Source organism: Tildeniella sp. (genome assembly GCF_059505325.1).
The window spans coordinates 128,851-149,445 of the sequence record NZ_JCACKI010000003.1 but is presented as its reverse complement, the minus strand read 5'-3'; the positions used below and the strand labels follow the sequence as shown (position 1 = coordinate 149,445).

Here is a 20,595-nt window from a genome sequence, read left to right as displayed (position 1 = left end):
TAAATTAACGTCGATCGGGTTTACCGTCTTTCGTAAAGGATCATGCTGATGCACGGCTTGAAGTCTGTGAGCTTGGTAGTGTCACTGCTGCTGGTCAATGTCGCGGTGCTGGTGCTACCGTCAGCGGTGCCGATCGCAGCGGTAGCTGAAACGGCTCAGAATGCAGCGGCGGCACAAAAGGCAGAAGCAAAGCGATTGTTGGATCAGGGTGTTCAAGCATATCAAACTAGGCAATATGAGGCTGCACTTCAATCCTGGAAACACGCTCTCACAATTTATCAAGCCATTCAAGACCGCAACGGCGAAGCTAACGTACTGATGAATCTGGGCGTTGCTTATGGAGTCCTGTGGCAATATGACCAAGCGGCTACCCATTTTCAGCAAGCATTACTAGTCTTTCAACAAGTCAACGACCAGAATGGCGAAGCAAAAGTACTGATGAATCTGGGCGAGTTATATGGTTCTCAGAGGCAGAATAACCAAGCGAAAACCTATTATCAGCAGGCATTACCAATCTTTCAACAAGTTAAAGACCAAAATGGCGAGGCATTCGCGCTAATGGGTTTGGGCAATGCCTACCTATCTACATCGCAGTATGACCAAGCGAAAACCTATTATCAGCAGGCATTACCAATCTTTCAACAAATCCAAAACCGTATTGGTGAAGCGAAAGTGCTGATGAATTTAGGCGAGGTGTATCTGTCCCAGTCGCAATATAGCCAAGCAATCACTTTCTATCGGCAAGCACTGCCAATCTTTCAACAAGTCAAAGACCAAAATGGTGAAGCAAAAGTACTGAATAATTTAGGTAATACTTATTTGTACTTGTCGCAATATAGCCAAGCAATCACTTTCTATCGGCAGGCATTGCCAATCTTTCAACAAGTCAAAGACCAAAATGGTGAAGCATCCGCGTTAAATAATTTAGGTAATGTCCATCTGCTCCTATCGCAGTATGACCAAGCGATAACCTATTATCAGCAAGCCTTACCACGCTTCCAACAAGTCAAAGACCCGAACGGCGAAGCAAAAGTACTGATGAATTTAGGCAATGCTCATCTGTTCCTATCGCAGTATGACCAAGCGATAACCTATTATCAGCAAGCCTTACCACGCTTCCAACGAATCCAAAATCACAATGACAAAGCAACAGCGTTGATGAATCTGGGTATTGCTTACCAGTTGCTCTTACGGTACGGCAAAGCAATTGCCTATTACCAACAGGCTTTACCCATCTATCAACAAGTAAAAGATCGTGAGGGTGAAGGGAAAGCTCTCAATAACATTGGTAAATTACTGACACAGCAAAAGCAGCCAGAATTAGCAATCGTTTTCTACAAACAATCCGTCAACATTCGCGAAACAATTCGTCAGGATCTTCGCCAACTCCCGCACGAATCGCAAGAATCCTACACCCAGAGTGTTGCAGGCACCTACCGCAGCCTCGCTGACCTCCTCATCCAGCAAGGTCGCCTTCCCGAAGCGCAAGCCGTCCTCGAACTGCTCAAACTGCGCGAACTGCGTGACTTCACCCGCGATGCCGGGATTGATAGCCCTGGTATTAACCTCGCTAACATTGAAACTACGGCACTGAAAGCCATTCTGGATCGCTTCACAACCCTTGGCAACTTTACTGGACGCCTTGCAAAATGCCAGCGCACCAACTGCCCCGATTTGAAAACGCTTGAGGCACAACGCGATACCCTCAATGAAGCCGTCAACTTCGAGCTAAAACAACAACGCGCCGTTCTTGCCAAATACTTCTCAACCGAAAGTGCCACACTTACGCCCGAAAAGCTCAATGCCGAAGCCAATCGTATCGTCAATGCTCAACCCGGCACGGTGCTGATTTATCCCCTTGTCCTCAAAGACAAAATTCAATTCCTCCTCGCCCTCAAAGCAGGCGATGGTGCCGTTACCTTCCGTCCGATCGAAGTCCCCAACGTCTCGGCTGAAACGTTGTTTAAGACAATCCAAACGTTTCGTGAACAACTGAAAAGCCCTGGCGATCTTAAAGTTCTACAAGCCACCAGTAAGCAACTGTATGACTGGCTGATCAAACCGCTTGCATCCGAAATCCCCCCGGATAAAGTCCGGCACCTTGTCTTTGCACCCGACAGCACCATCCGCTATATTCCCCTCGCTGCCCTCTACGACGGGAAGCGGTATCTCATCGAGCGCTACAGCATCAGCACCATTACCGCCGCCAGCCAAACCAACACTACTGAAACCTTTGCCAGCCTACCGGTCAATGCCACCTTCCTACTGGCAATGGGAGCCTCCACCTTTCCCAACCTGGCTCCCCTCAAAAACGTGCCTGCCGAACTCGGCGCGATCGTGCAAGCCAGTAATGTCAAAGACACCCACGGTATCTATCCCGGCTCCGAATTTCTCAACCTGAAATTTGATTACGAGGCACTCAAAGACCACCTCAAGAACAAGTATCGTATTCTCCACATCGCCACCCACGGCAAATTTAAACCCGGTCGCCCAGAAGATTCTTACCTTGTGCCCGGACGCGGCGATACACTTACCACTGATCGCATCGATCAATTGCTTAACTACGGCATTAGCAACGTTCACCTTGTCGTCTTATCTGCCTGCGAAACGGCAGTGGGCGATCGCGCCAGCGACGGTATCGAGATTCCTGGCATCAGCTACTTTTTCCTCAAAAACGATGTGAAAGCAGTGCTAGCATCACTCTGGTCGGTCAACGATGCCAGCACCGCCTTGATGATGCAGCAGTTTTACACGCAACTGGCGACAGGCAAACGAACCAAAGCAGAAGCACTACAAACGGTGCAGCATGAATTCATCAAAGGCAAACTTACGGCTAAAGATGCACCGACACGATCGGATGTCATACCGCAAACAACGGCTCCTGGTCGCACACCCGCAGCAACAGACTTTACCCATCCCTACTACTGGGCACCCTTTATTCTCATTGGCAACAGCTTGTGAGGTATGTCTGTTCCATCCGTTCTAAGTTGTTTTGGTACTTTCTTCATGAACAAGCGTTTTCTAGCCTACACACTTCTCTGTATCAGCGTCTGTCTGGCGATCGTTCTAGGCAGTTGGTTTTTGGGCAACCCAACGATCGCGCAAGAGAAGCTTGCTTCCGAACTTGTGGTGGTGCCTGGCTCCTACCGCTACAAAGGACAGCAGATTCCGTTAGTTCTGCGTACCAATGAAGTGGCTGTCGCGTTCAAGCAGCCGGGTGCAGTGCGTGAATTGAATCAGCAGCCCTTGTATCGTCAGCTTCAGAATGACTTACAAAGCGGTAGTCGTGATCTGGATGCAAGCATTAACGTGAGTCCTGTTGGCACTGGCTATGCGATCGTCAAGCTACCTAGTAGTCGAGGCTTAGAGTCTGGCTTGCTCCAGCGGATTGAGGCACGTCCCTACGTCCAAGAAACGTTACCTGTCCTGAGCCGAACGGGTCAGCAAGAGAAGGTCATCCTACCTAACGAAATCATCGTCAGTTTTGCGCCCGGTATCACGGATGTTGAGAAGCAAACAATTCTAAAAGACCAGAACTTGGAACTCATTCGTCCCTTGCCGTTCACGCAAAATCGCTCGTTGGTCAAAGCACAATCGGCAAAGGGCACTGCAATACTGACCGTTGCTAATCGTCTCAATCAGGTTAAAGGCATCACGTCCGCCACACCCAACTTTCTACAAATCTTGCCTGGTCGTTCTGCTTTCCTCACACCGACACGAACACCTACTGCGTCCAACCCATCGCTTACATCACCCACTACCAGTCGATCGCTCACTCCTTACACCTCGGATCTACTGCCGTTGCAGTGGCATCTTGACAGTCGATCGCGTCGTCCCAATCAGCCTCGCACTGATGTTCACGCTCTAGAGGCGTGGCAGCAAAGCACCGCTGGCAAAGGCGTAGTGGTCGCAGTTTTGGACAACCTGATTCAATGGGATCATCCGAACCTGGCAAACAGTCTTTATCAGCCGGAGAAACTGCCCAATCAGCTACCTGGAGAGGTGAGCGGTTGGGATTTTGTCCAAAACGATCCTGATACGCGGCTGAGTCAAGCTGAATTGGCAAATCTACTCCCCGATTTTCAGCGTGCGTTTCAGCTCTCTGACTCAGAGATCTTAAGCAGTGATGCTGCAAAAGCTCTCAAGAAAGATTATCCTAAAGCCTCCGACAGCGCTATTGCTAATGAAATCAGATCGCAACTCCGAGAGGAAGCAATTGTTAGCTTTCATGGCACGATGACGGCAGGCATGATTGCTGCCCGTCCTGCGGATGGCAAAGGAGTCATCGGAGTTGCCCCTAATGCCAAGATTTTGCCCGTGCGCGTTGGTGGCTTGGGCAGCAGTGTTGACCTTAAAGCAACCATACAAGGTATTGGCTACGCGGCAGAGCGCCGTGCGGATGTCATGAACATGAGCTTCGGTGGTTTGCTGCCCTCGGACGAAAGGGATGATGAAATCCTGCGAGCGCTGCAAGCAAACCCTAACTTAGTCGTAGTTGTTGCATCAGGGAATGAGCAACTGGAACGGGCTGGCTTTCCTGCGGCCGTGAAGGGAACAATCGCAGTTGGAGCTACAAATTTAGCCGGAAACCGTGCCTCTTACAGTAACTTTGGCACAGGCTTGGATGTAGTGGCTCCGGGGGGCGATAACCTATCTCGTCAGCCCAATGAGGGCGTTTTAACGACAACGGGTATTGGAATGGGTGGTTTTTGGCAGCGGGTTGAGATACCCAAAACTGCTTGGGATCTAATGCAAGACCCAAAAGGTGATTACGTCTGGACACAAGGGACTTCCTTTGCTGCTCCAGCCGTAGCAGGAGTCATTGCATTGATGAAAGGGGAAGATCCACAGCATAAGCTCAACCGTGATCGCCTCACTGCCATCCTCAAAGCTACAGTCAGTAAAGGTGGCTTAAAAGTGTCTGATGGTGATCAAAAACTGTTTCAGCGCTTGCGATCAAAAACAAAATTATCCTTACCCACTGATCCAAAGCTTTATTTCTTTGGCAGCGGCTTAGTCAATGCTGAGGCAGCAGTGCAGGAAGTGAAGCGATCAGTGAAATGAGTTTTCGCGACCACTGGGTTCCCCAAGGGTTTGCAGACTTTAAAGCCAAGCAACCAAGCATTCCATCATCTTTAAATGCGAGGACAAAAAAGGTAGTGTCATCTGGTTTGTTAACGGGCAGTACCGTGATTACAGGAGGTACTGACTCCACTGCTGTAATAGGTGAAGTACTCCATTCCCTATAGCAGAAATCCCTAAACCGTTTTCGCTGGTAGCAGGTTTAAATAAATGGAGCATCCTCATTCAAAACCTGCAAGATGTTAAATGGGTAAATGGGTTCTATCAAGATTCAAACTGGAAAAAGATAATTTTTAGACAACGAAGCGTAATCCAAAGAATTCTTACAAGATCAATCCTTCCATCTCTTTCAACAAGGCTTCCAAACGTTCGAGTTTTCGTTGATCGTCCCAAGCACTCGTTTTTTTAAGTTGGCGACTCACCGCATTGAACCGCTTTAAATACTCTAAATGCTTAAGGCTAGGATTCTGTGATTGAGAAAGTTGTTTGATGCGATCGCGAATATCCCGGATCGAGAGATTCTGAGCAATCGTAGCCTGAAGCAGCTCTTGACGCTGCCCTTCATCCTTAACCCGTGAAATAGTTTGCGCCTTGGTATACTCAATTTTTCCTTGCTGGAGTGCCTCAAGCACTTCTTCAGGCAGGTTCCGTAAAGGCAAGCGATGTTTCACAAACGACTGCCAACTCATTCTTCCAAGAGCATTAAATACTTCTTCTACAACCTCTTCTTCCTGAACCACAACGTTGTGGTTCAGATTTCGGGTTGACTCATTCTGCATCCGATACAGAAGAGACACCGCTTCCTGAACAGATAACTCTAGTCGAATCGCTAGTAGTTGTAAGATCCCTTCCGTTTCCTCAACTGGGTTTAAATCCTCCCGTTGCAAGTTCTCGACCAGCGTGAGTTGAAGTGCTTGCTGATCACTTAACTCAAGAATAGTGGCAGGGACCTCTGCTAAACCCGCTCCCTGAGCCGCTCTGTAACGTCGCTCTCCCGCAACTAGCTCATACTCTCCAAGTTCCCCTGGCATAGGACGAACCAGCAGATTCTCTAAAATGCCGTACTCCCGTACAGAAGCAGTAAGCTGCTCCATTTTCTGAGGATCAAAGTAGCGTCTGACCTGCTCAGGTTTACGATGAATCTGAGCAATCGGCAAAAAATTCTTAGTCTCACTAGGCTCCGGCTGAGCCAATTCTTCAGTACTGGAACCGAATAGCCTAGTTAAATCAATACTTCCCCCGTAGGGTTTATCTTTTTTAGAAGCTTTGGATTGTGTCATAGAAGCTCCAGCCCTTCAATAATCTGATTCATCGTTTTAAGCGCAGGGTGTTTTCTATCATAAAGTGCTAAGGGCAGATGCTCTTCTGAAGCATCTGCAAAGATTGTAGACCGTGCGATCGGGGGGTAAACTGTCGCAACTGCTGAAAGCTGTTCTTGGATCGCTGCCAATGTCCGCTCATCATGAGAATTTCGCTGATCATACATGGTTGGTATAAATCCAGCGATCGCAAGATCTCGGTTTGGACGCGCCCGCACCAGTTTAATGGTGTCAAATAACTGTTGCACCCCATTAAACGCTTTGTATTGGGACTGAATTGGTACTAATACATGAGTTGCTGCAACTAACGAAATATAAGCCAAGTTACCTAAACTCGGAGGGCAGTCGATCAAAATGAAATCATACTGCTCTTGAACGGGCAATAGTGCCTCTCTCAAGCGAAAGTCACTCATCATGGCTGACATCAATTCACGCTCTGCTAAAGCAAGCCCCAAGTTAGCTGGAACCAAATCAACACCCGGTGTGCCATCTTCTTTCTGAGTCTGAGCATAAATTCCCTTATGAATGGGTAACGGCTCGTCGTGCAGAATCGCGTGGTATATCGTTTTTTCTAATTCGTAAGGATCAAGACCCATAAATATTGTGAGGGAAGCCTGAGGGTCCATATCTACTACAAGGACTTGATAGTAATCTCCCTTCTTCTTACTCCGTTTTTTAGTCTTCATATCCAACCGCTTACAACAAGCAATCATGTATCCAAGTTGATTGACAAGAGAGGTCTTGCCAACCCCACCAGCCTGATTAAACAAAGCAATAATCCGACTCATTCAAGTTTTTCCAAGTATTAGAGTAAGTCAATTTTTGAACCACAACGTTGTGGTTCAACTGCAAAACACACTTTTGAACAATCCTGAAACGTCCCTTAACATGGGGATCATCAAAAATAGCAACAAAACTTTAAGCGAAGCCAGGTTCACTACAAACCTGTACGCAGGACTGAGAACAGTGGCCAAAAAACCTCTTCGGGATTAGTCAGACCAAATATGCCTGATAAATAGTATGTATCAAGACCAGCTTAATTGAGCATCCATCTTTGAAATTCGTCTCATTTCAACTCACTGTTTTGGGGAGGCTCTTCACCAATCGATTGATAAAAAGCCCGTTCGGCCGCCGCACTAAGCGCTCGTTTTGCATATCGCTTAAAACTTGCTTCTGATTTATGACGGGTCAGTGTCCGAGCATGAAGGCTTTCAACCCCCCGTAAGAGCAAGCCAGTCGCAAACGTGTGGCGTAACTGGTGAGGATGAACATTTAGCAAAGTCAGGATTTGTTTAAGTTCTGCCTCATTGAACTGTCCCCATCTATCCTGTGGATCAGTTTCTAGCTCTCCTTGCTCAATTCTTTGCCGCCGCTCTAATGCCAATTGAGCCTGCTCTGCTGCAATTTTACCCAAAGCTTTAACTGCGTAATATAACCCTTGGTATCCCAATCGCTGACCCGCCCGGTTCCGCCCAATGGACAAAAACAGAGGGCTATCAGGCAGCAAATCACCCTCCTCAGAGCGACGTTGAACTAAATACGTGTTCAACTGCTCTCGCGCTTGACGACTGAGCGGGACTCTCCCCGTACTGTCATCCTTAGCTTCTCGAATCGTCAACCGGACACCATCGTAGTCTTCTACATTCAAATTCACGACCTCTTCCGCCCGCAAGCCATGACTGAGAACCGCAAATAAAGCCCGATCGCGCACCTCCGCGTCCTCTCGTTCCTCCAATGCCAGGTACAGCGCCGCTATCTCGATTTCTGATAAATCCCTGGCTGGGGGCAAAGGAACCCGCTCCATCTCTACTGCTGTAGTGGGATCATGGGCAATTTGCTCCGGGTAAGCCGCTAGAAACCAAGCAAAGAAACTCATTAGAGCCGTCAAGGCTCGATTAATAGAGTTGGGAGAAAGGTTTTTCCCCTGCAAATAAGCTTTGAACTGGGCAATCTGGCGAGGAGTGAGATCAGACCAGGCGCGATCGGTCCAAGCTAAAAACCGCTTCAATTCCCGTCTATAGGCTTTCTGAGTGTTGTCAGCCAGCGATCGCGCTTGAAAGAACTCCTCTACTCGCAACCAACGCAGATCCGTGAGTTCCGTTGAACGAGTTGGAACTGAAGTCTGAGAAGAAACTAGACGGATGGAGGGTAGCCCTTCTGAACCAGAAAACATGACAATCGCCATACAACAGAGGTTATCACTTTGAGTTTAAGACATTTTAAGTAAAATATCTAGACAATATCTTCTATACGACTAAACTACGACTACGTTCGGCGGGGTTAGGGTATACTGAATGAAAATCCTTGCACTGCGGGAATTTCACGGATGCCGTCGCCCTTCCCTGGCATGAATCCCTATCTGGAACAGCCAACCTTCTGGTCGTCGTTTCACACCCGACTGATGGTGGCGATCGCGGATACGGTAGCGCCCCAACTGCGCCCCAACTGTTACATTGAGGTTGAGACTCGCACCTACCAGGATCAAGAAGAACCCGAAGAAATCCTTGTGGGTATTCCCAATACCGCTGTCTTAGCTGCTCGGTCAATCGATCAAGTGGAGCCGTTGCGAGTTGAATCGGGTGCAACGTTAACTCAGAAGCGACCCCGCTCCATTTTCTTGCCCCAGCCAACGACCATTAAAGAGCGCTATCTCGAAGTTCGCGAAGTCGGCACAGATACGGTCATTACAGTGATTGAGGTGCTGTCACCCAAAAACAAGCAGAAGGGAAAAGGCAGAACGGCTTATGAAAACAAGCGCAGGCGAATTCTGGGCAGTCTCTCCAATCTAGTTGAAATTGATCTGATCCGGGCTGGCATCCCAATGACGATGATAGGAGAGGTGCAGCTGAGTGACTATCGCCTCATTGTGAGTCGTCGTTCACAACGTCCTCAAGCTGACCTGTATGACTTTGACTTGCGTGAACCCATTCCCAGTGTGCCGCTGCCGCTAAGACTCGAAGATGAGGAACCGTTGGTAGAATTACAGGCAATTGTGCAGGGTGTTTATGATCGCGGCAGCTACCACGTCCGCATTGATTATCATCAGCCCGTCCCCCCGCCTAGATTATCTGAGGCGGATCAGCAGTGGGTCGATGCGTTACTTGCCCCCCTGCGAGGTGCGTGATGGCACGTCCCGATCAAGAAAAATGTCGGCTGTGCTCCAAGCTTAACTCCCAGGAAGCGCAACAGCGTCATGGATCAGATGGAGACGGATGCTGGAATCCAAAGGTTTGCCATAATCGCCGTTCCTACTATCGCCACCGGGGAGTCCGGAACCATGTCCGCAAACAACGACGACGCGGACAGCTAACTGAACCTTTATCATCAGAACCGGGTGTTTCTGGGGTTGTACGAGTGGCGACACTAGACGTAATGGCTCCGGCCGTTCCTGCCGCTGTCGTTCACTGGTATCGCATGACCAAGGATTCACCGCTGCACGCCCTGGGCGCAGAACTCTGGATGGGGAACGATCGGGTTGCCAAAGTTGAACCCGTTCACTGCCTGGGACTGACCGAATTGCAGGTCAAAACACTGCTGGTTCGGATTCTAGATGTGTTTTCGCAGCACAGTGGTATGAAGGTAGAACGCTTTCGTTCCTCCGTTGAACTCCATCCCCATAACTGCCCGATTCGCCCCTGCCCACTCTATCCAGAGGTTAGGCTGTAATGGAAGTGCAGCAGTTAGAGCTTGACCTCTGGCAATCCCTGGAGAAAGCCTCTCGGTTTCCAGAGACGGCGGATCTGCGATCGCTCTGTGACGCGCTAGAGCAAACCCTATCTGACCAGTCTCTGGCAGAACAGTTGACCGTCGCAGGAGATGTGTTAGTGCAGCTCTCAGAGGTCCATGCCGCGCGGGCAAATCTCTTGATTTCCGGGTGGGAGCGTCGGCATAACCCGGCTGAGCCAGTGGTAAATCTAGAGGACTGTGTCGATCTGTTCGTCCAATCTTTAACGCTGGATGTATCGGATCTGTTTGAAGAACCAGAGCCGATTCAGTACCCTGCCAACCGCAAGAAAACATCATCTCAGGAAGAGGGTTCGATCGTCGGAGAAGTAGATAAGAATGCGTTGTTGGATTGGGTAGACCAAATGACAGCAGCGCAACCACTCGATGAGCTAGAGATGGCGGAGCAGATTCAGGATCTAGCACATGGAGAAAATGTAGAGGAGTGGTCGAAGGCGATCGCGAACTATCTTGACCAAACCAAATCACCAATTCGATTTTTAGAACTTCAACAAATGCTCAAATTGTCAATTGTCGAAGTTTGGCTGGGGTTGCTATTAGGCAACTTCAGCTTAAGGCAGCGAGGAGACTTTTATAGCAACCAAAGTATTTGGGTTGACAGCAACTATTGAATGCCGGATCAGTGCTGTACAGTTGTTATTTGGTGCAGCTTTTTCTATGCAATTCTAATCAGCATTTCAATTGAAGGATAACTATTGATTTGATCGATTAGTCTCACATGGCTTGCACGGGCTGTAATCTGTTTACCAAGTTGTAATTCCCTTGAAATAATGACTGCCTTTTCTCTCTGAACGTATCCAATTTGTTGCCCTTCAAAGGAAACACGCACAGCATTGGGATCATAAGGGTTATCGAGTTCTGCTTCTAAGGTTAAAGAGTCTCCTTCTCTTACTCTTGTTGCCACGACGATTCGGCTATCCATGTAAGGAATTCCCCGAACCGGAGATTCAAGCACTTGTGCTTCCTCCCGTATAAATTGCAAACTTTCATCCCCAATAACAATTCCATTTCTAACCTTCAACAAACTACTACGCTCAAATGTGGAAATATTTAGCTCGTTGAAAATATAATCATTCGGCAAATTAACAATCCACCTAATAAAGTCGCCATAATCTGAGGTTTGGGGAGAATATTCAGATGAATATACCTGTGCTAGTTGTAATGCAGAGTTTCTAGAGGTGATACCAAGGCTACTAGCCCAACATGCAATGATGTTATCGACACCAAATTTTATCATTGAAGGGAGATGTTGCCATGAAATTGGCAGATCGCTATATTGTCGCTGCAACTTAAATGCCAAAATACCAAGAAATCCGTTTATCCCCCAAGGAAGTTTATACGTGAGCCTATCTGCCAAATAACGGCTGAATGATTCTCCTTCAGTTGGATTCCAAAAATTAGTTCGTAGTTCTCGAATTGATTCACCACTTATCCATCTTGCCACAAGAGAAAATTCATTTTCAGGTCCACAATAATCAATCGTATCCAGTAACTTCATCTCCGGTAAATTTTGGCAAGCTAAAAAAGCTGATTGAACAAAGGTTTCGCTGTTATGTAACGGGTTGTCAACCACAGTCTGCAACTCTGAGCTAAGTTGCTCAAGAAACTGATTGACACTCGCCTCAATGAACTGACAACTGGTTACTCTTAATCCAGTAGCAGCAAACACTTTTCTAAGTTCTCCATCTTCAACTTGATTAGTGATCCAGGTTGAAACGGTTCTAATCGTTGAAGTTAAGGGAGCACGATCTACATTTCTACGAGTTGTTTGAACTCCGACTAGGCTGTTTTCGAGAAATCTTGAGATACTAGGCTCATCCTGAGTATCAACCACTTCCTCAGCAAGCAAAGCTAGGATATGTGAGTCAAGGTAACCAATGAGATCAGTTTGACTAATTCGATGCTCAACTAAAGCCTGAAGCAGTTTAAAGAGAGCACTATCTACCTCTTCAAGATTGGCTTGATCTTGATACTCTCGAATCAATGCCTCATCATTCGGAGTAATTTTTACAAATACGACTTGTCCCTCAGTCTCTTTTCCTGCACGACCTGCACGACCACAAATATTCCAAAAGTCTCGCTTCCTCAGTTTACTAGTGCGGTTAATGGATTCACCATCATTCATAGATTCAACCCATCGCCGCTCTAGGCTATGAATGACTACTGTCTTAACAGGCAAGTTGACTCCCTGCCCTAACGTATTGGTGCTGACTAAAATCCCCAAACGATTTTCTCTAAATTCTTCTTCGATCGCTTGTCTCACTGCATCTGGCAATGGACCGTAGTGTAGACCCACACGGTAATGAAGGGCTTGAGTTAAAGGATGATCTTCTCCTAACCATTCGTTCGCTTCATGATAGGAGGCTAAGTTGGGCTGAGCTACATACTGAAAATCAGCACTAGGAAGTTCACCAGAGGCTTCAAGATATTTGAGTGTTGTCACAAGATTATTCAAAACATTTCGAGCATCATTAGTCTGGGCACAAAAGACGAGAACAGGTCCAGTTTTAGCGAGTCTCGCAGCAAGCATTGCTGTAGTCTGACTTTTATTCTTGATATTTGCTGGCCAACTTTTTCTCTGTTGTCTTCCAGTCGGAGTTCGTTCACCTGTATTATATTGCTTTTGCTGAATAAAATTTGGAACCCAAGGTTGGCGTCCGCCCGTTAGTGAAGGTAAATTGAGATATTGAATTTCACCATTGCTAGCTGAACGCCATTCAAACTTTGCAATAACTTGACGTGAAGGACGTTCAGACGGCCTAATTCGTAATGGTTCTTGCGGTCTATTACATAACCAGCTCACAAAATCTTCGGCATTGACCTCGGGCATAACCGCAGATAGAAAAATAAATCGGCTCTGCGGAAGTTTAGCCTTAAGCCGTGTCATTAATAACTCAAGAAGAACTCCTCTGCCAAGCGTTTCTTGTTCATGTAGTTCTTCTAAGAGTGTTTTCCCTTCAGCTATCTCTTCAGATGAAGGAATTCCTTCATCAATCATGTGTCCTTCATCCACAATAATTGTGGCTAAACCCTCAAAGTAATCTGGTTTAGTTCTTAATAGTAGCTCTACCTTTTCAGGCGTAGTTACAAGAACATGAGCTTGAGTTAACAGAAAATTTTGGAATGTATCAAACTCAAACCCGCCAATAAGAGTAGATACTCGATAGCCAATTTTACCGAGTACATTTGATAGATGGCTTTGAATCTCGTTGACTAATGCACGATATGGAGCGATATAAAGGCATCGAGATTCAGGACGGCTAGTCAAGGCTGCTAAAATGGCTAACTCAGCAATGAATGTCTTACCAGCACTAGTCGGCATTTGTACCACAAAACTATCATCACTTGTGAGTAAGTGATTTTGAATAGCTTTCAGTTGAGATGACCAAAATTCAACGATCGATTTCTCTAGAGCAAGATTTCTAAGGTAGAAACGCCACACCGGATCTTGCAATAAACCACCCGCGTACTCATGTACGCTATTCCATGTGGAGCGTTCACGGAATAAGTCAAGACTTGCTGCGAGTTCTGAAACGATTACTCCCAGTGTTGCGTCACCTGCTTTAACAAAGTTTTTTTGGCTTTTCTGAAATTTTTCTTTGCAAGTATCAAGAAGTTCAAAATTACCATTAAGGCAATATTGAGAAAAATCCCCCAAGGATCGATGGAAAAAAGCATGAGCAGCTAGAGCAAAAACATCATTGAGTGGAAATCCTGCTTCCTCCGCCTGTTGAGTAATAGCAGTTTGGCTAGCACTAATCCGAACAAGCGCACGATTTGAAATCTCTTGAATCTGCTTAACCTCTCGGCGCAAAAACTTGATCAAGGCTTGCCTAAAAAATTTTACCAATTCAGCATCTACTCCTCCCTCGCCTGATGGCGGATTCTGCTGCAAATTCAAGAACCTAGTTTCAACAAGCTTACTAATACAGAATGCATTTGCCTGATATCCGGCAATGTTATAACAAATTGCTGCATTTAATAGTAAAATCTCTTGATCCTTTAATTCGGCAAATTTGGCAAGGAATTCAAAAGCTTGAGCAGCAGTTTTAATGTTTTGCAATAAACTAGTTCTATCCCCAAATCTTTCGTTCAGTAGCAATATACTTTCTGAAAATAGATATTCACAAGATTGCCAAATTTGTTTGGCATCAAAAGTAAATTGAGTGGTAGATTGTTCGGGGACAAACTCTTGTTGAATCGCCCGTGCTCGAACTTGAGATAAGTTGTTCCTAAAAATTGAATCCGTGCTTAACTCATCAAGGCTATTGGAGGTGTTTTCTAAAAACGTTTGCTTATCCATTAAGAATCGCTTCAACCCCCTTCCAAGCCCGCGTATAGGACTCATCAATAACTTCTCTCAGTTGCTGAATGAGTACTACACTGACACAAAAATTTGCTAGGCGACCATCTAATGGATGAGCATCAAGCTTATCCAGAATTTCATCTCTCCAAGTTGTTTTTTCATGTACTAGAAATAGGTTGTATTGTTTTTCATACTCAATTTTACCAAGTCTCAGTCTTGAGAAAAAATCAGCTTCCTCATACTGCTGACTGCTATACAGAATTGTGCAAAAGAATTTGAGGATTTCTGGATCTTCTAATGCATCATCTTTAATTAAGCTGTCGTGACCTTCAATACCAATATTGGTATCACAGTTTTTTGCAGATTTAGTCTTGACCTCGCCATAACAGACTAAGGGCTTACTCAATGATTCGTCTCTATTAATGAGACAAAGATCAGTCAGTTTCATAGCCCAGGACTGCTTCTCTCGATACCTTAGCTTGTAGATTGGTAACGAGAATCCTTGAAAAGTCATTAGAAGATAGGATGATAATATCTCACCAAAATTGCCAATTCTAGCTACACCTCTGACACCACTAGCGGATACGGGTAGCACTTGTTCCTCGATATAATTTTTAATAATAGATAAGTTTAAATTATCTAGATCCTCCAGAAGTATATTGCATTCCTCTCGTATCATGACAGGATCTGCATGAGCAGTTAGAAGAGAATTCGCAAATCCATCGAGAATAGGGTCATCAGGATCTGCTAAATTCGGTTGGTTGATCTCCGTAATGTCCTCAACGACAAATTTGTAAGAGCAAGGATCTCTTTTATCAACGTTAAACCAACTGCTGAGCAAGCGCATCTCCAAGAAACCTAGAAGGCTTAGGACAATATAGCCTTTCCAACTCTGCCGCTGCCAGAAGTGCGATCACCCTGAGCTAGATATTAAATGTGTAGTTTTATACAAATCAATACACTTTTCGGATGATTTTGACACTACATTCTGCGGCTATGGACCGACTGAATGAGTAAAACCCTCTCTTCTTGGACAAACCGTCCCAGTTCTAAAAGTACTGCTAATGGTACGCCAACTGAGTGGGCTGCCTCCGAAATTGTCATATTTTCAGTTCGCATCAGTTCCAAAAGCTGTCGGACTTTGGCAACAACAGGATCATCGATCGACGTGTAACCTCGCAGAATGGCAATGCTTAACCCGGTTTCAATTCTGTCAGGAGTTATGTTGAGGTTGTTAACAACGGGAGATGGTTGAGAACGGGCGATCGCAGGCAAAATCTGAACACCGACATAACGCGGATTACTGCTGTGAATAATATCAAACGTGTAGAGCCGATTCTGCCCTCTAGCATCTGCTGTTTGCACCATCAGGTTGGTTACAGGCGTAGTGGTTGCTCCTGGAAAGCGAAGTGGTTGAATCACTCTCAAGAAAATAGTCTTTGCCCGCCCAGTCTCTAACTCAGCATCCGTGCTGTAGACTACTCGCGAGGCATCTGCCAGCAAAATATAGGCGATCGTTTCATCAGTCTGGCTAAAACTAATTGAGGTTGCCCGTCCAGGAGCAACTTGAACTTGAACCGCACTGGTCGTCGCTCTGTTGCGATCGATGACCTGGTAGGCTGACGTTTGTGCCTGAGCAGGCACCCCAAAACCAATCAATAAGGCTGTGCTGACTAAGGTCAGAGCAGGCAATCGTCTCATCGGTCTACCCTCAAAAAGCTATTGACCACCACAGAAACTTCGGTTCCTTCAGGAATAAACACCACGTTGGATCGCTGCAAGAGCTCTTGCCTCGTTTGCTCAGAACGACTGGACATCCGCTCCATAATAGGATTGAAGAAGCCCTCCACTGCCGCCGCCCAAAGCTGAGGTTCTGCACTGGTCGTACTTACACTCTGGTTCAAGCTCCCTCCTGATATGACCGCACTGGACTGGGTGCGCGGCTGATTCACGATGCTTCCCACCCGACCCAAGCTACTGAGCAACCCAGTCAATACATCCTGGCGAGCAATTTCGGGTCCCACATCATTGAGCTTTTGGGCGATCAGTGGGCGATTGTCTTGTCCTCGAATCTGAAGGCTATCGGGCGGTAAGGCTTGCTGACGGATCTGACCCGTGCGATCGCGATAGACAATGGCGATGACGCTGGCTGACACTAAATGATTACCCTGCTCCACAGTACTGGTACGAACAACTAGAACCGTACCCGCAGGTAACGCCACCGTGCCATCTGTCGCTTGCATCGCCTCAGTCAATTCCACCGCAAAGCGATGATCGACAGGCGCTTGACCAGCCGTTGAATGCTGACTACCCTCATCCCAAAGCATCGGCAGCGTAACTTTAGCTTTGGTGGCAGTGGCGATCGCCACCTCCTTCAAGCCGCTCGCACGCTGATCCAGTGAGCCGACTGGAGTTCGGTTCAGAATGCCAACCATACCAGGACTCATAGCCTCAGCAGACGTTTCTTCAGGGATCACGTCAGCATTGGGCAGCCTGCTTGTAGAGGACTCCGGCATTGCCTCTGCTGTTTCTGGCTTGGTTGCACCAATCGAAACAACTGGAATCACGGTGTTCTGCTGTGTCGCTGCTGCAACAGGATTGGACTGAGCCTCAGGGACTTGACTGGAAGCCGTGCTCGAAGGCTCAGAAGGCTCACCAGCTAGCTGACTGAACGCTGTCTCCGAACGCTCCGGAGTGCGAGGATTCACACGTTCTTGTCCGACCTTTGCCAGTTGTGCCCAGTGCTGAAACGGATCGATGCGTTCCACAGGTTGAATCCTTTCAGGGGGCGCAATGGGCGCACGAACCACCACTGGCTCTGGTCGAAAGACAGGTGCAGGGGATGCTACGGCAACCGGAGTGCGAGCAGGCGGGATTGACTTCAGCGTTGGCGGTCGTGGTGGTTTTGTTACACGCGGTCTCGTAACAGGTTCAGGCTGAAGCTGCTGCTTTTGATCCTGAAAAGCCAGCCGACTTTTTAGTTCGGCAGTCTCATCAAAGGTTGGGGGTGCGGCTGGTGTAGGGGCAAGCGACGGCGTGACCGGTCGGGCTGGTGTTCGCGGCTGGAGGAAGCCAAACCATACAACCGCTCCGGCTCCCATAGCTGTTCCGACCACTGCCACCACCGAACCCAGCCGGATACTGGCGCGCTCTGCCAGCGGACGCTCAACCGCCCTTTCCTGATCTTGCTGGAGCCGATATGCTTCTGAAATTAGCTGAGGCGTTGCAGGATTAAAGCCCGCTAGCTGTTGCTCTTCCTCAAGAGTCAGATCATCAGTATCCGACACATCAGGAGGGACTGCTGTTACAGAAGTTTTTCCGTTCCCGTTGCGGTCATGCGTCATGGTTGACATTGGCTCAGAGACTTGATCAAATTTATGGGGTTCCAATCGTTGTTGCACATTTGTCATTCGTATCCTCACTGCACTACCGCTGCCTTTGGGGGTTAAACTCAACAATGCGGGTGATTTGCAATCCCGCAGCACGCATTTCGTAGATTTTGCGTTCTACCAGCGGTGCATCGGCTCCGAGGGGCGATCGCGGCACTTCAACCGCCTGCAACGTAAACGTGCGATTGAAAGGAATTCGTTCATCTTTACCCGTCGTGCGATCAATCAGCACCCGCGTCGCCACCAGATCCACTTCCCATTCGCCGGGTCTAATTTCTCTCGGTTCCGATAGGTAGGAAACAATCGTCGTGCTCCGAATCTGCCCCGAAAAAAGCGCCGGAGGAACCAGTTCCGCAACCTTGGGCAGAGACGCTTTGGCAAACTCCGATTCCAGCAGCAGAGAAGCAAACCAGGCGTTGGTCGGCATCCGTTTGTTATTGCCAACTCGAATCCCCTGATCGGCTTCATTCGTGCCAGGAATCTTTTCATCCCAGTTGAAGGTTAGGGTCGTCCAATCACTGACGACTTTCTGGATCACCGATGGATAGCGCCAGTGACGCTCTTGCTCCGAGACATAAATCGTTTCACCATTCACCAACTGAGCAAAGGTTGTCTTCTGTTCGGCAATGCGGTTCACTCGAAAGGCAGTGAATAGCGTTAAGACAAAAATCAAGCTGTTGAAGACAGTCAGACAGATAAAACACACTGCCAGCAAGTTTTTTGCCTCGGGTAAGAGTGGAGCTTGAAGTCGTTTAATCTGCATCGCTACCCCCGTCGTATCAGAGCAATGCTGGTGACTGTACCGATCGCATTACTGAAAATGTCGATCAAACTTTTCACATTGGATGAAATGCCGTTGTAAAGCGCAAAGCCACCACCACCCGCGACCAGAACCGCTAGTCCCGGTGCAAAGATGCTGAGAAAAAAGAGAAATGCCACATCCGACACCAACTCTGCTCCAGACTTAACCAGCACAACGGCGGTTAAGCCAACCACAATGTTGTAGCCCAGTTGAATCCCGAACAGAGTGATGAATCCAGTGAGCCATGCCCAGATCGGACGACCTTGCAGCGGTAAGAGTGAGAGTCCGATCGCGATGGGTGCAAACAGCGCCGTTAGCAACAGTGCCGCTTCCAAAATATTGACAAATCCCCATTGCAAAGCGTAGAGAATAAACCGGATGATGGGAATCGCAGTATCTCGGAAGACGCTACCAGGGTCAGTTGTTAAGCGCACGGCTGTGCTAATTTGACCGGGCAATGACGCATTCCACAACGCCTGACCAAAGGCACGTAACGGCTCCAGGGGCGATCGCGCTTGTCGTTCTGCTTCAGCCACGATCGCTTGCGCCTGCTCTTGCTTCGAGTTCCAGCATTCCACCAGTTCAGTGCCAACTTTACCCTGACATTCGCTATAAAGACTTTCAAGCTGTTGTTTAGCAATACCCGTGATCGTCACATTGGAAATCGCATCTCGAAAGGTCAGTTCACCGACCTGAAGTTGCAATACATTTTGCACCTGCGTGTAAGAAAAGCCTCGAATAAACTTGATCGTGCCCGCTAGAACATTGCCATTCGCACCTAAAAAAATCATAATCACCAACGGCCAGACGAAGATTGAAGCTAGCTCTGACCAGGACTGCTTATCGATAATGTCTTTACCCGTAGTCATCGCAATAAACAGAATGCTGGCAGCTCCCAGGGTAATGCCCAATTGGATCAGCCCAATCCAGAGTCCAGACGCAAGCGGGTCTAGCGTTACTAGCCAGACCGTATTCCAGGACTCCACCGTGGCACGGGACAACTCCAGCGAACTGGTGATAATGTCCAGGGCATCGGATTCTCCGCCTGTGGTTGGAAAGGATTGAGCAATCAGGTGCATCATGAGCATTAGCCGTCAAATCAAACCATTAAAGACATCACGATTGTTTCGAGTTGGACTATTGATCGGAACCCAGCGTCACTCCACCCGGCATCATCAACAAACCACCTTGCTGACTGGCCGCATTGCCTGCGGAAATATTTTTGCGGCGATCGGCAGTGGTAATCGCTGATAGTTCACGGGCAGTTTGAGCCGACAATGTATTGCCGATCGCCCGATCAACTCGCGCTTGCTGTGCCTCTTGCAGCACCCGCTCATTCACCTGACTGTTAAGTGCTGTCTGTTGGGAAAGGTTTTGCATAATCCGTTGAGTTACGTCCAAACCCTGGGATTCCTCACCCAAACGCACACTTTCCTGCGTATTCTGCTGCGTTGATTGCCGTACTTGAGCCATCTGGGTTTGTGCTGCCTGACTCAAGGTGGACTGAGCCGCTACTCCTGTAGCCGTGGCTCTAGCAGCATATTTGCTCAGATCCTCGCGAATACCGTAAGAACTGCGCCCACTAGTCTTATTCTCTAAAGTCTCAGACAGAACCGCACCTGGATCACGGCTGGCTGAACCACCCATAATTTGACTCCAGAGCTGAGATAGATCTGGAACCTGAAACGCACCCAGAGTCGAGTGAATTAAATTGTTAACCGGACTCAGTAAATCGTTTTGCACAAAGTTTTGCACATCTCCCAAGAAATCATTGATTTGATTGCCCGTATTCGATACGTAGACATTGCTGCCATTTACCTGATTACGAATTGCTGCCTCAACCGGGTCTCTACCTGTGTCTTGAGTACGTGCAAATGCCGGACTATTCACAGATCCAGCACCCACGACTAGAAACAGCATCATGAGTCGAATTGTCATCCACTTGAGTCGCAT

Annotated in this window: 15 protein-coding genes; 5 read left to right on the top strand and 10 right to left on the bottom strand. The window is 47.6% G+C overall.

Features of this window, described 5'->3' with window-relative positions; translation table 11 throughout:
• Positions 1-48 precede the first annotated feature (48 nt).
• Together AC5JO6_RS01445 and AC5JO6_RS01440 are read left to right on the top strand one after the other, a co-directional pair.
• Positions 49-2,961: a tetratricopeptide repeat protein gene (locus AC5JO6_RS01445; RefSeq protein ID WP_496079253.1), complete on the top strand. Its 2,913-nt coding sequence runs from the start codon at positions 49-51 to the stop codon at positions 2,959-2,961.
• Between the two features lie 45 nt (positions 2,962-3,006).
• The gene (locus tag AC5JO6_RS01440) at positions 3,007-5,064 is read left to right on the top strand and encodes a S8 family peptidase (RefSeq protein ID WP_496079252.1); all 2,058 of its coding nucleotides are present in this window, start codon (positions 3,007-3,009) and stop codon (positions 5,062-5,064) included.
• A gap of 341 nt (positions 5,065-5,405) precedes the next feature.
• On the opposite strand, the gene AC5JO6_RS01435 is transcribed toward AC5JO6_RS01440, so the two are convergent.
• From AC5JO6_RS01435 to AC5JO6_RS01425, 3 genes are all read right to left on the bottom strand, one after another.
• Positions 5,406-6,362, bottom strand: coding sequence for a ParB/RepB/Spo0J family partition protein (locus AC5JO6_RS01435; RefSeq protein WP_496079251.1), 957 nt, complete (start codon positions 6,360-6,362; stop codon positions 5,406-5,408).
• Positions 6,359-7,189, bottom strand: a complete 831-nt coding sequence (locus tag AC5JO6_RS01430; protein ID WP_496079250.1) for a ParA family protein — start codon at positions 7,187-7,189, stop codon at positions 6,359-6,361. Before AC5JO6_RS01430 ends, AC5JO6_RS01435 begins: the two co-directional genes overlap by 4 nt.
• Before the next feature lie 278 nt (positions 7,190-7,467).
• Entirely contained in the window at positions 7,468-8,574 is a 1,107-nt protein-coding gene (locus tag AC5JO6_RS01425; RefSeq protein WP_496079249.1) for a tyrosine-type recombinase/integrase, read from the bottom strand.
• Positions 8,575-8,727: 153 nt separating this feature from the next.
• Here AC5JO6_RS01425 and AC5JO6_RS01420 point away from each other — a divergent pair, with 153 nt between their 5' ends.
• From AC5JO6_RS01420 to AC5JO6_RS01410, 3 genes are read left to right on the top strand one after another with little or no spacing between them, the layout of a single operon-like run.
• Positions 8,728-9,525, top strand: coding sequence for a DUF4058 family protein (locus AC5JO6_RS01420; RefSeq protein ID WP_496079248.1), 798 nt, complete (start codon positions 8,728-8,730; stop codon positions 9,523-9,525).
• Positions 9,525-10,067 carry a hypothetical protein gene (locus AC5JO6_RS01415; RefSeq protein ID WP_496079247.1) on the top strand — a complete coding sequence of 181 codons (543 nt, stop codon included), beginning with the start codon at positions 9,525-9,527 and terminating at the stop codon, positions 10,065-10,067. Before AC5JO6_RS01420 ends, AC5JO6_RS01415 begins: the two co-directional genes overlap by 1 nt.
• Positions 10,067-10,756, top strand: a complete 690-nt coding sequence (locus AC5JO6_RS01410) for a hypothetical protein (RefSeq protein ID WP_496079246.1) — start codon at positions 10,067-10,069, stop codon at positions 10,754-10,756. The genes AC5JO6_RS01415 and AC5JO6_RS01410 overlap by 1 nt, the downstream gene beginning before the upstream one ends.
• Before the next feature lie 44 nt (positions 10,757-10,800).
• Here AC5JO6_RS01410 and AC5JO6_RS01405 read toward each other — a convergent pair whose 3' ends face one another.
• The 7 genes from AC5JO6_RS01405 to AC5JO6_RS01375 form a co-directional block, all read right to left on the bottom strand.
• A complete protein-coding gene (locus AC5JO6_RS01405) occupies positions 10,801-14,448 on the bottom strand; it encodes a DEAD/DEAH box helicase (RefSeq protein ID WP_496079245.1) in 3,648 nt (1,215 codons plus the stop codon).
• The gene (locus AC5JO6_RS01400) at positions 14,441-15,298 is read right to left on the bottom strand and encodes a Hachiman antiphage defense system protein HamA (RefSeq protein ID WP_496079260.1); all 858 of its coding nucleotides are present in this window, start codon (positions 15,296-15,298) and stop codon (positions 14,441-14,443) included. The genes AC5JO6_RS01405 and AC5JO6_RS01400 overlap by 8 nt, the downstream gene beginning before the upstream one ends.
• Positions 15,299-15,432: 134 nt before the next feature.
• Positions 15,433-16,152 (bottom strand): hypothetical protein, encoded by a 720-nt coding sequence (locus tag AC5JO6_RS01395; RefSeq protein WP_496079244.1) that lies wholly within the window; start codon positions 16,150-16,152, stop codon positions 15,433-15,435.
• Entirely contained in the window at positions 16,149-17,804 is a 1,656-nt protein-coding gene (locus tag AC5JO6_RS01390) for a hypothetical protein (protein WP_496079243.1), read from the bottom strand. The genes AC5JO6_RS01395 and AC5JO6_RS01390 overlap by 4 nt, the downstream gene beginning before the upstream one ends.
• Positions 17,805-17,877: 73 nt before the next feature.
• Positions 17,878-18,603 carry a hypothetical protein gene (locus tag AC5JO6_RS01385; RefSeq protein WP_496079242.1) on the bottom strand — a complete coding sequence of 242 codons (726 nt, stop codon included), beginning with the start codon at positions 18,601-18,603 and terminating at the stop codon, positions 17,878-17,880.
• 2 nt (positions 18,604-18,605) lie between these two features.
• Positions 18,606-19,724, bottom strand: a complete 1,119-nt coding sequence (locus AC5JO6_RS01380; RefSeq protein WP_496079241.1) for a hypothetical protein — start codon at positions 19,722-19,724, stop codon at positions 18,606-18,608.
• A 55-nt stretch (positions 19,725-19,779) separates the two neighbouring features.
• Complete coding sequence (locus AC5JO6_RS01375; protein ID WP_496079240.1) at positions 19,780-20,595, bottom strand: hypothetical protein; 816 nt, start codon at positions 20,593-20,595, stop codon at positions 19,780-19,782.

Excerpts from the sequence above, each read along its gene's own strand:
- AC5JO6_RS01420 (WP_496079248.1), top strand. The coding sequence starts at position 8,728 with ATGCCGTCGCCCTTCCCTGGCATGAATCCCTATCTGGAACAGCCAACC.
- AC5JO6_RS01425 (WP_496079249.1), bottom strand. The coding sequence starts at position 8,574 with ATGTTTTCTGGTTCAGAAGGGCTACCCTCCATCCGTCTAGTTTCTTCT.
- AC5JO6_RS01430 (WP_496079250.1), bottom strand. The coding sequence starts at position 7,189 with ATGAGTCGGATTATTGCTTTGTTTAATCAGGCTGGTGGGGTTGGCAAG.
- AC5JO6_RS01375 (WP_496079240.1), bottom strand. The coding sequence starts at position 20,595 with ATGCGACTCAAGTGGATGACAATTCGACTCATGATGCTGTTTCTAGTC.
- AC5JO6_RS01385 (WP_496079242.1), bottom strand. The coding sequence starts at position 18,603 with ATGCAGATTAAACGACTTCAAGCTCCACTCTTACCCGAGGCAAAAAAC.
- AC5JO6_RS01380 (WP_496079241.1), bottom strand. The coding sequence starts at position 19,724 with ATGATGCACCTGATTGCTCAATCCTTTCCAACCACAGGCGGAGAATCC.
- AC5JO6_RS01410 (WP_496079246.1), top strand. The coding sequence starts at position 10,067 with ATGGAAGTGCAGCAGTTAGAGCTTGACCTCTGGCAATCCCTGGAGAAA.
- AC5JO6_RS01440 (WP_496079252.1), top strand. The coding sequence starts at position 3,007 with ATGAACAAGCGTTTTCTAGCCTACACACTTCTCTGTATCAGCGTCTGT.
- AC5JO6_RS01400 (WP_496079260.1), bottom strand. The coding sequence starts at position 15,298 with ATGCGCTTGCTCAGCAGTTGGTTTAACGTTGATAAAAGAGATCCTTGC.
- AC5JO6_RS01390 (WP_496079243.1), bottom strand. The coding sequence starts at position 17,804 with ATGTCAACCATGACGCATGACCGCAACGGGAACGGAAAAACTTCTGTA.
- AC5JO6_RS01435 (WP_496079251.1), bottom strand. The coding sequence starts at position 6,362 with ATGACACAATCCAAAGCTTCTAAAAAAGATAAACCCTACGGGGGAAGT.
- AC5JO6_RS01445 (WP_496079253.1), top strand. The coding sequence starts at position 49 with ATGCACGGCTTGAAGTCTGTGAGCTTGGTAGTGTCACTGCTGCTGGTC.
- AC5JO6_RS01405 (WP_496079245.1), bottom strand. The coding sequence starts at position 14,448 with ATGGATAAGCAAACGTTTTTAGAAAACACCTCCAATAGCCTTGATGAG.
- AC5JO6_RS01395 (WP_496079244.1), bottom strand. The coding sequence starts at position 16,152 with ATGAGACGATTGCCTGCTCTGACCTTAGTCAGCACAGCCTTATTGATT.
- AC5JO6_RS01415 (WP_496079247.1), top strand. The coding sequence starts at position 9,525 with ATGGCACGTCCCGATCAAGAAAAATGTCGGCTGTGCTCCAAGCTTAAC.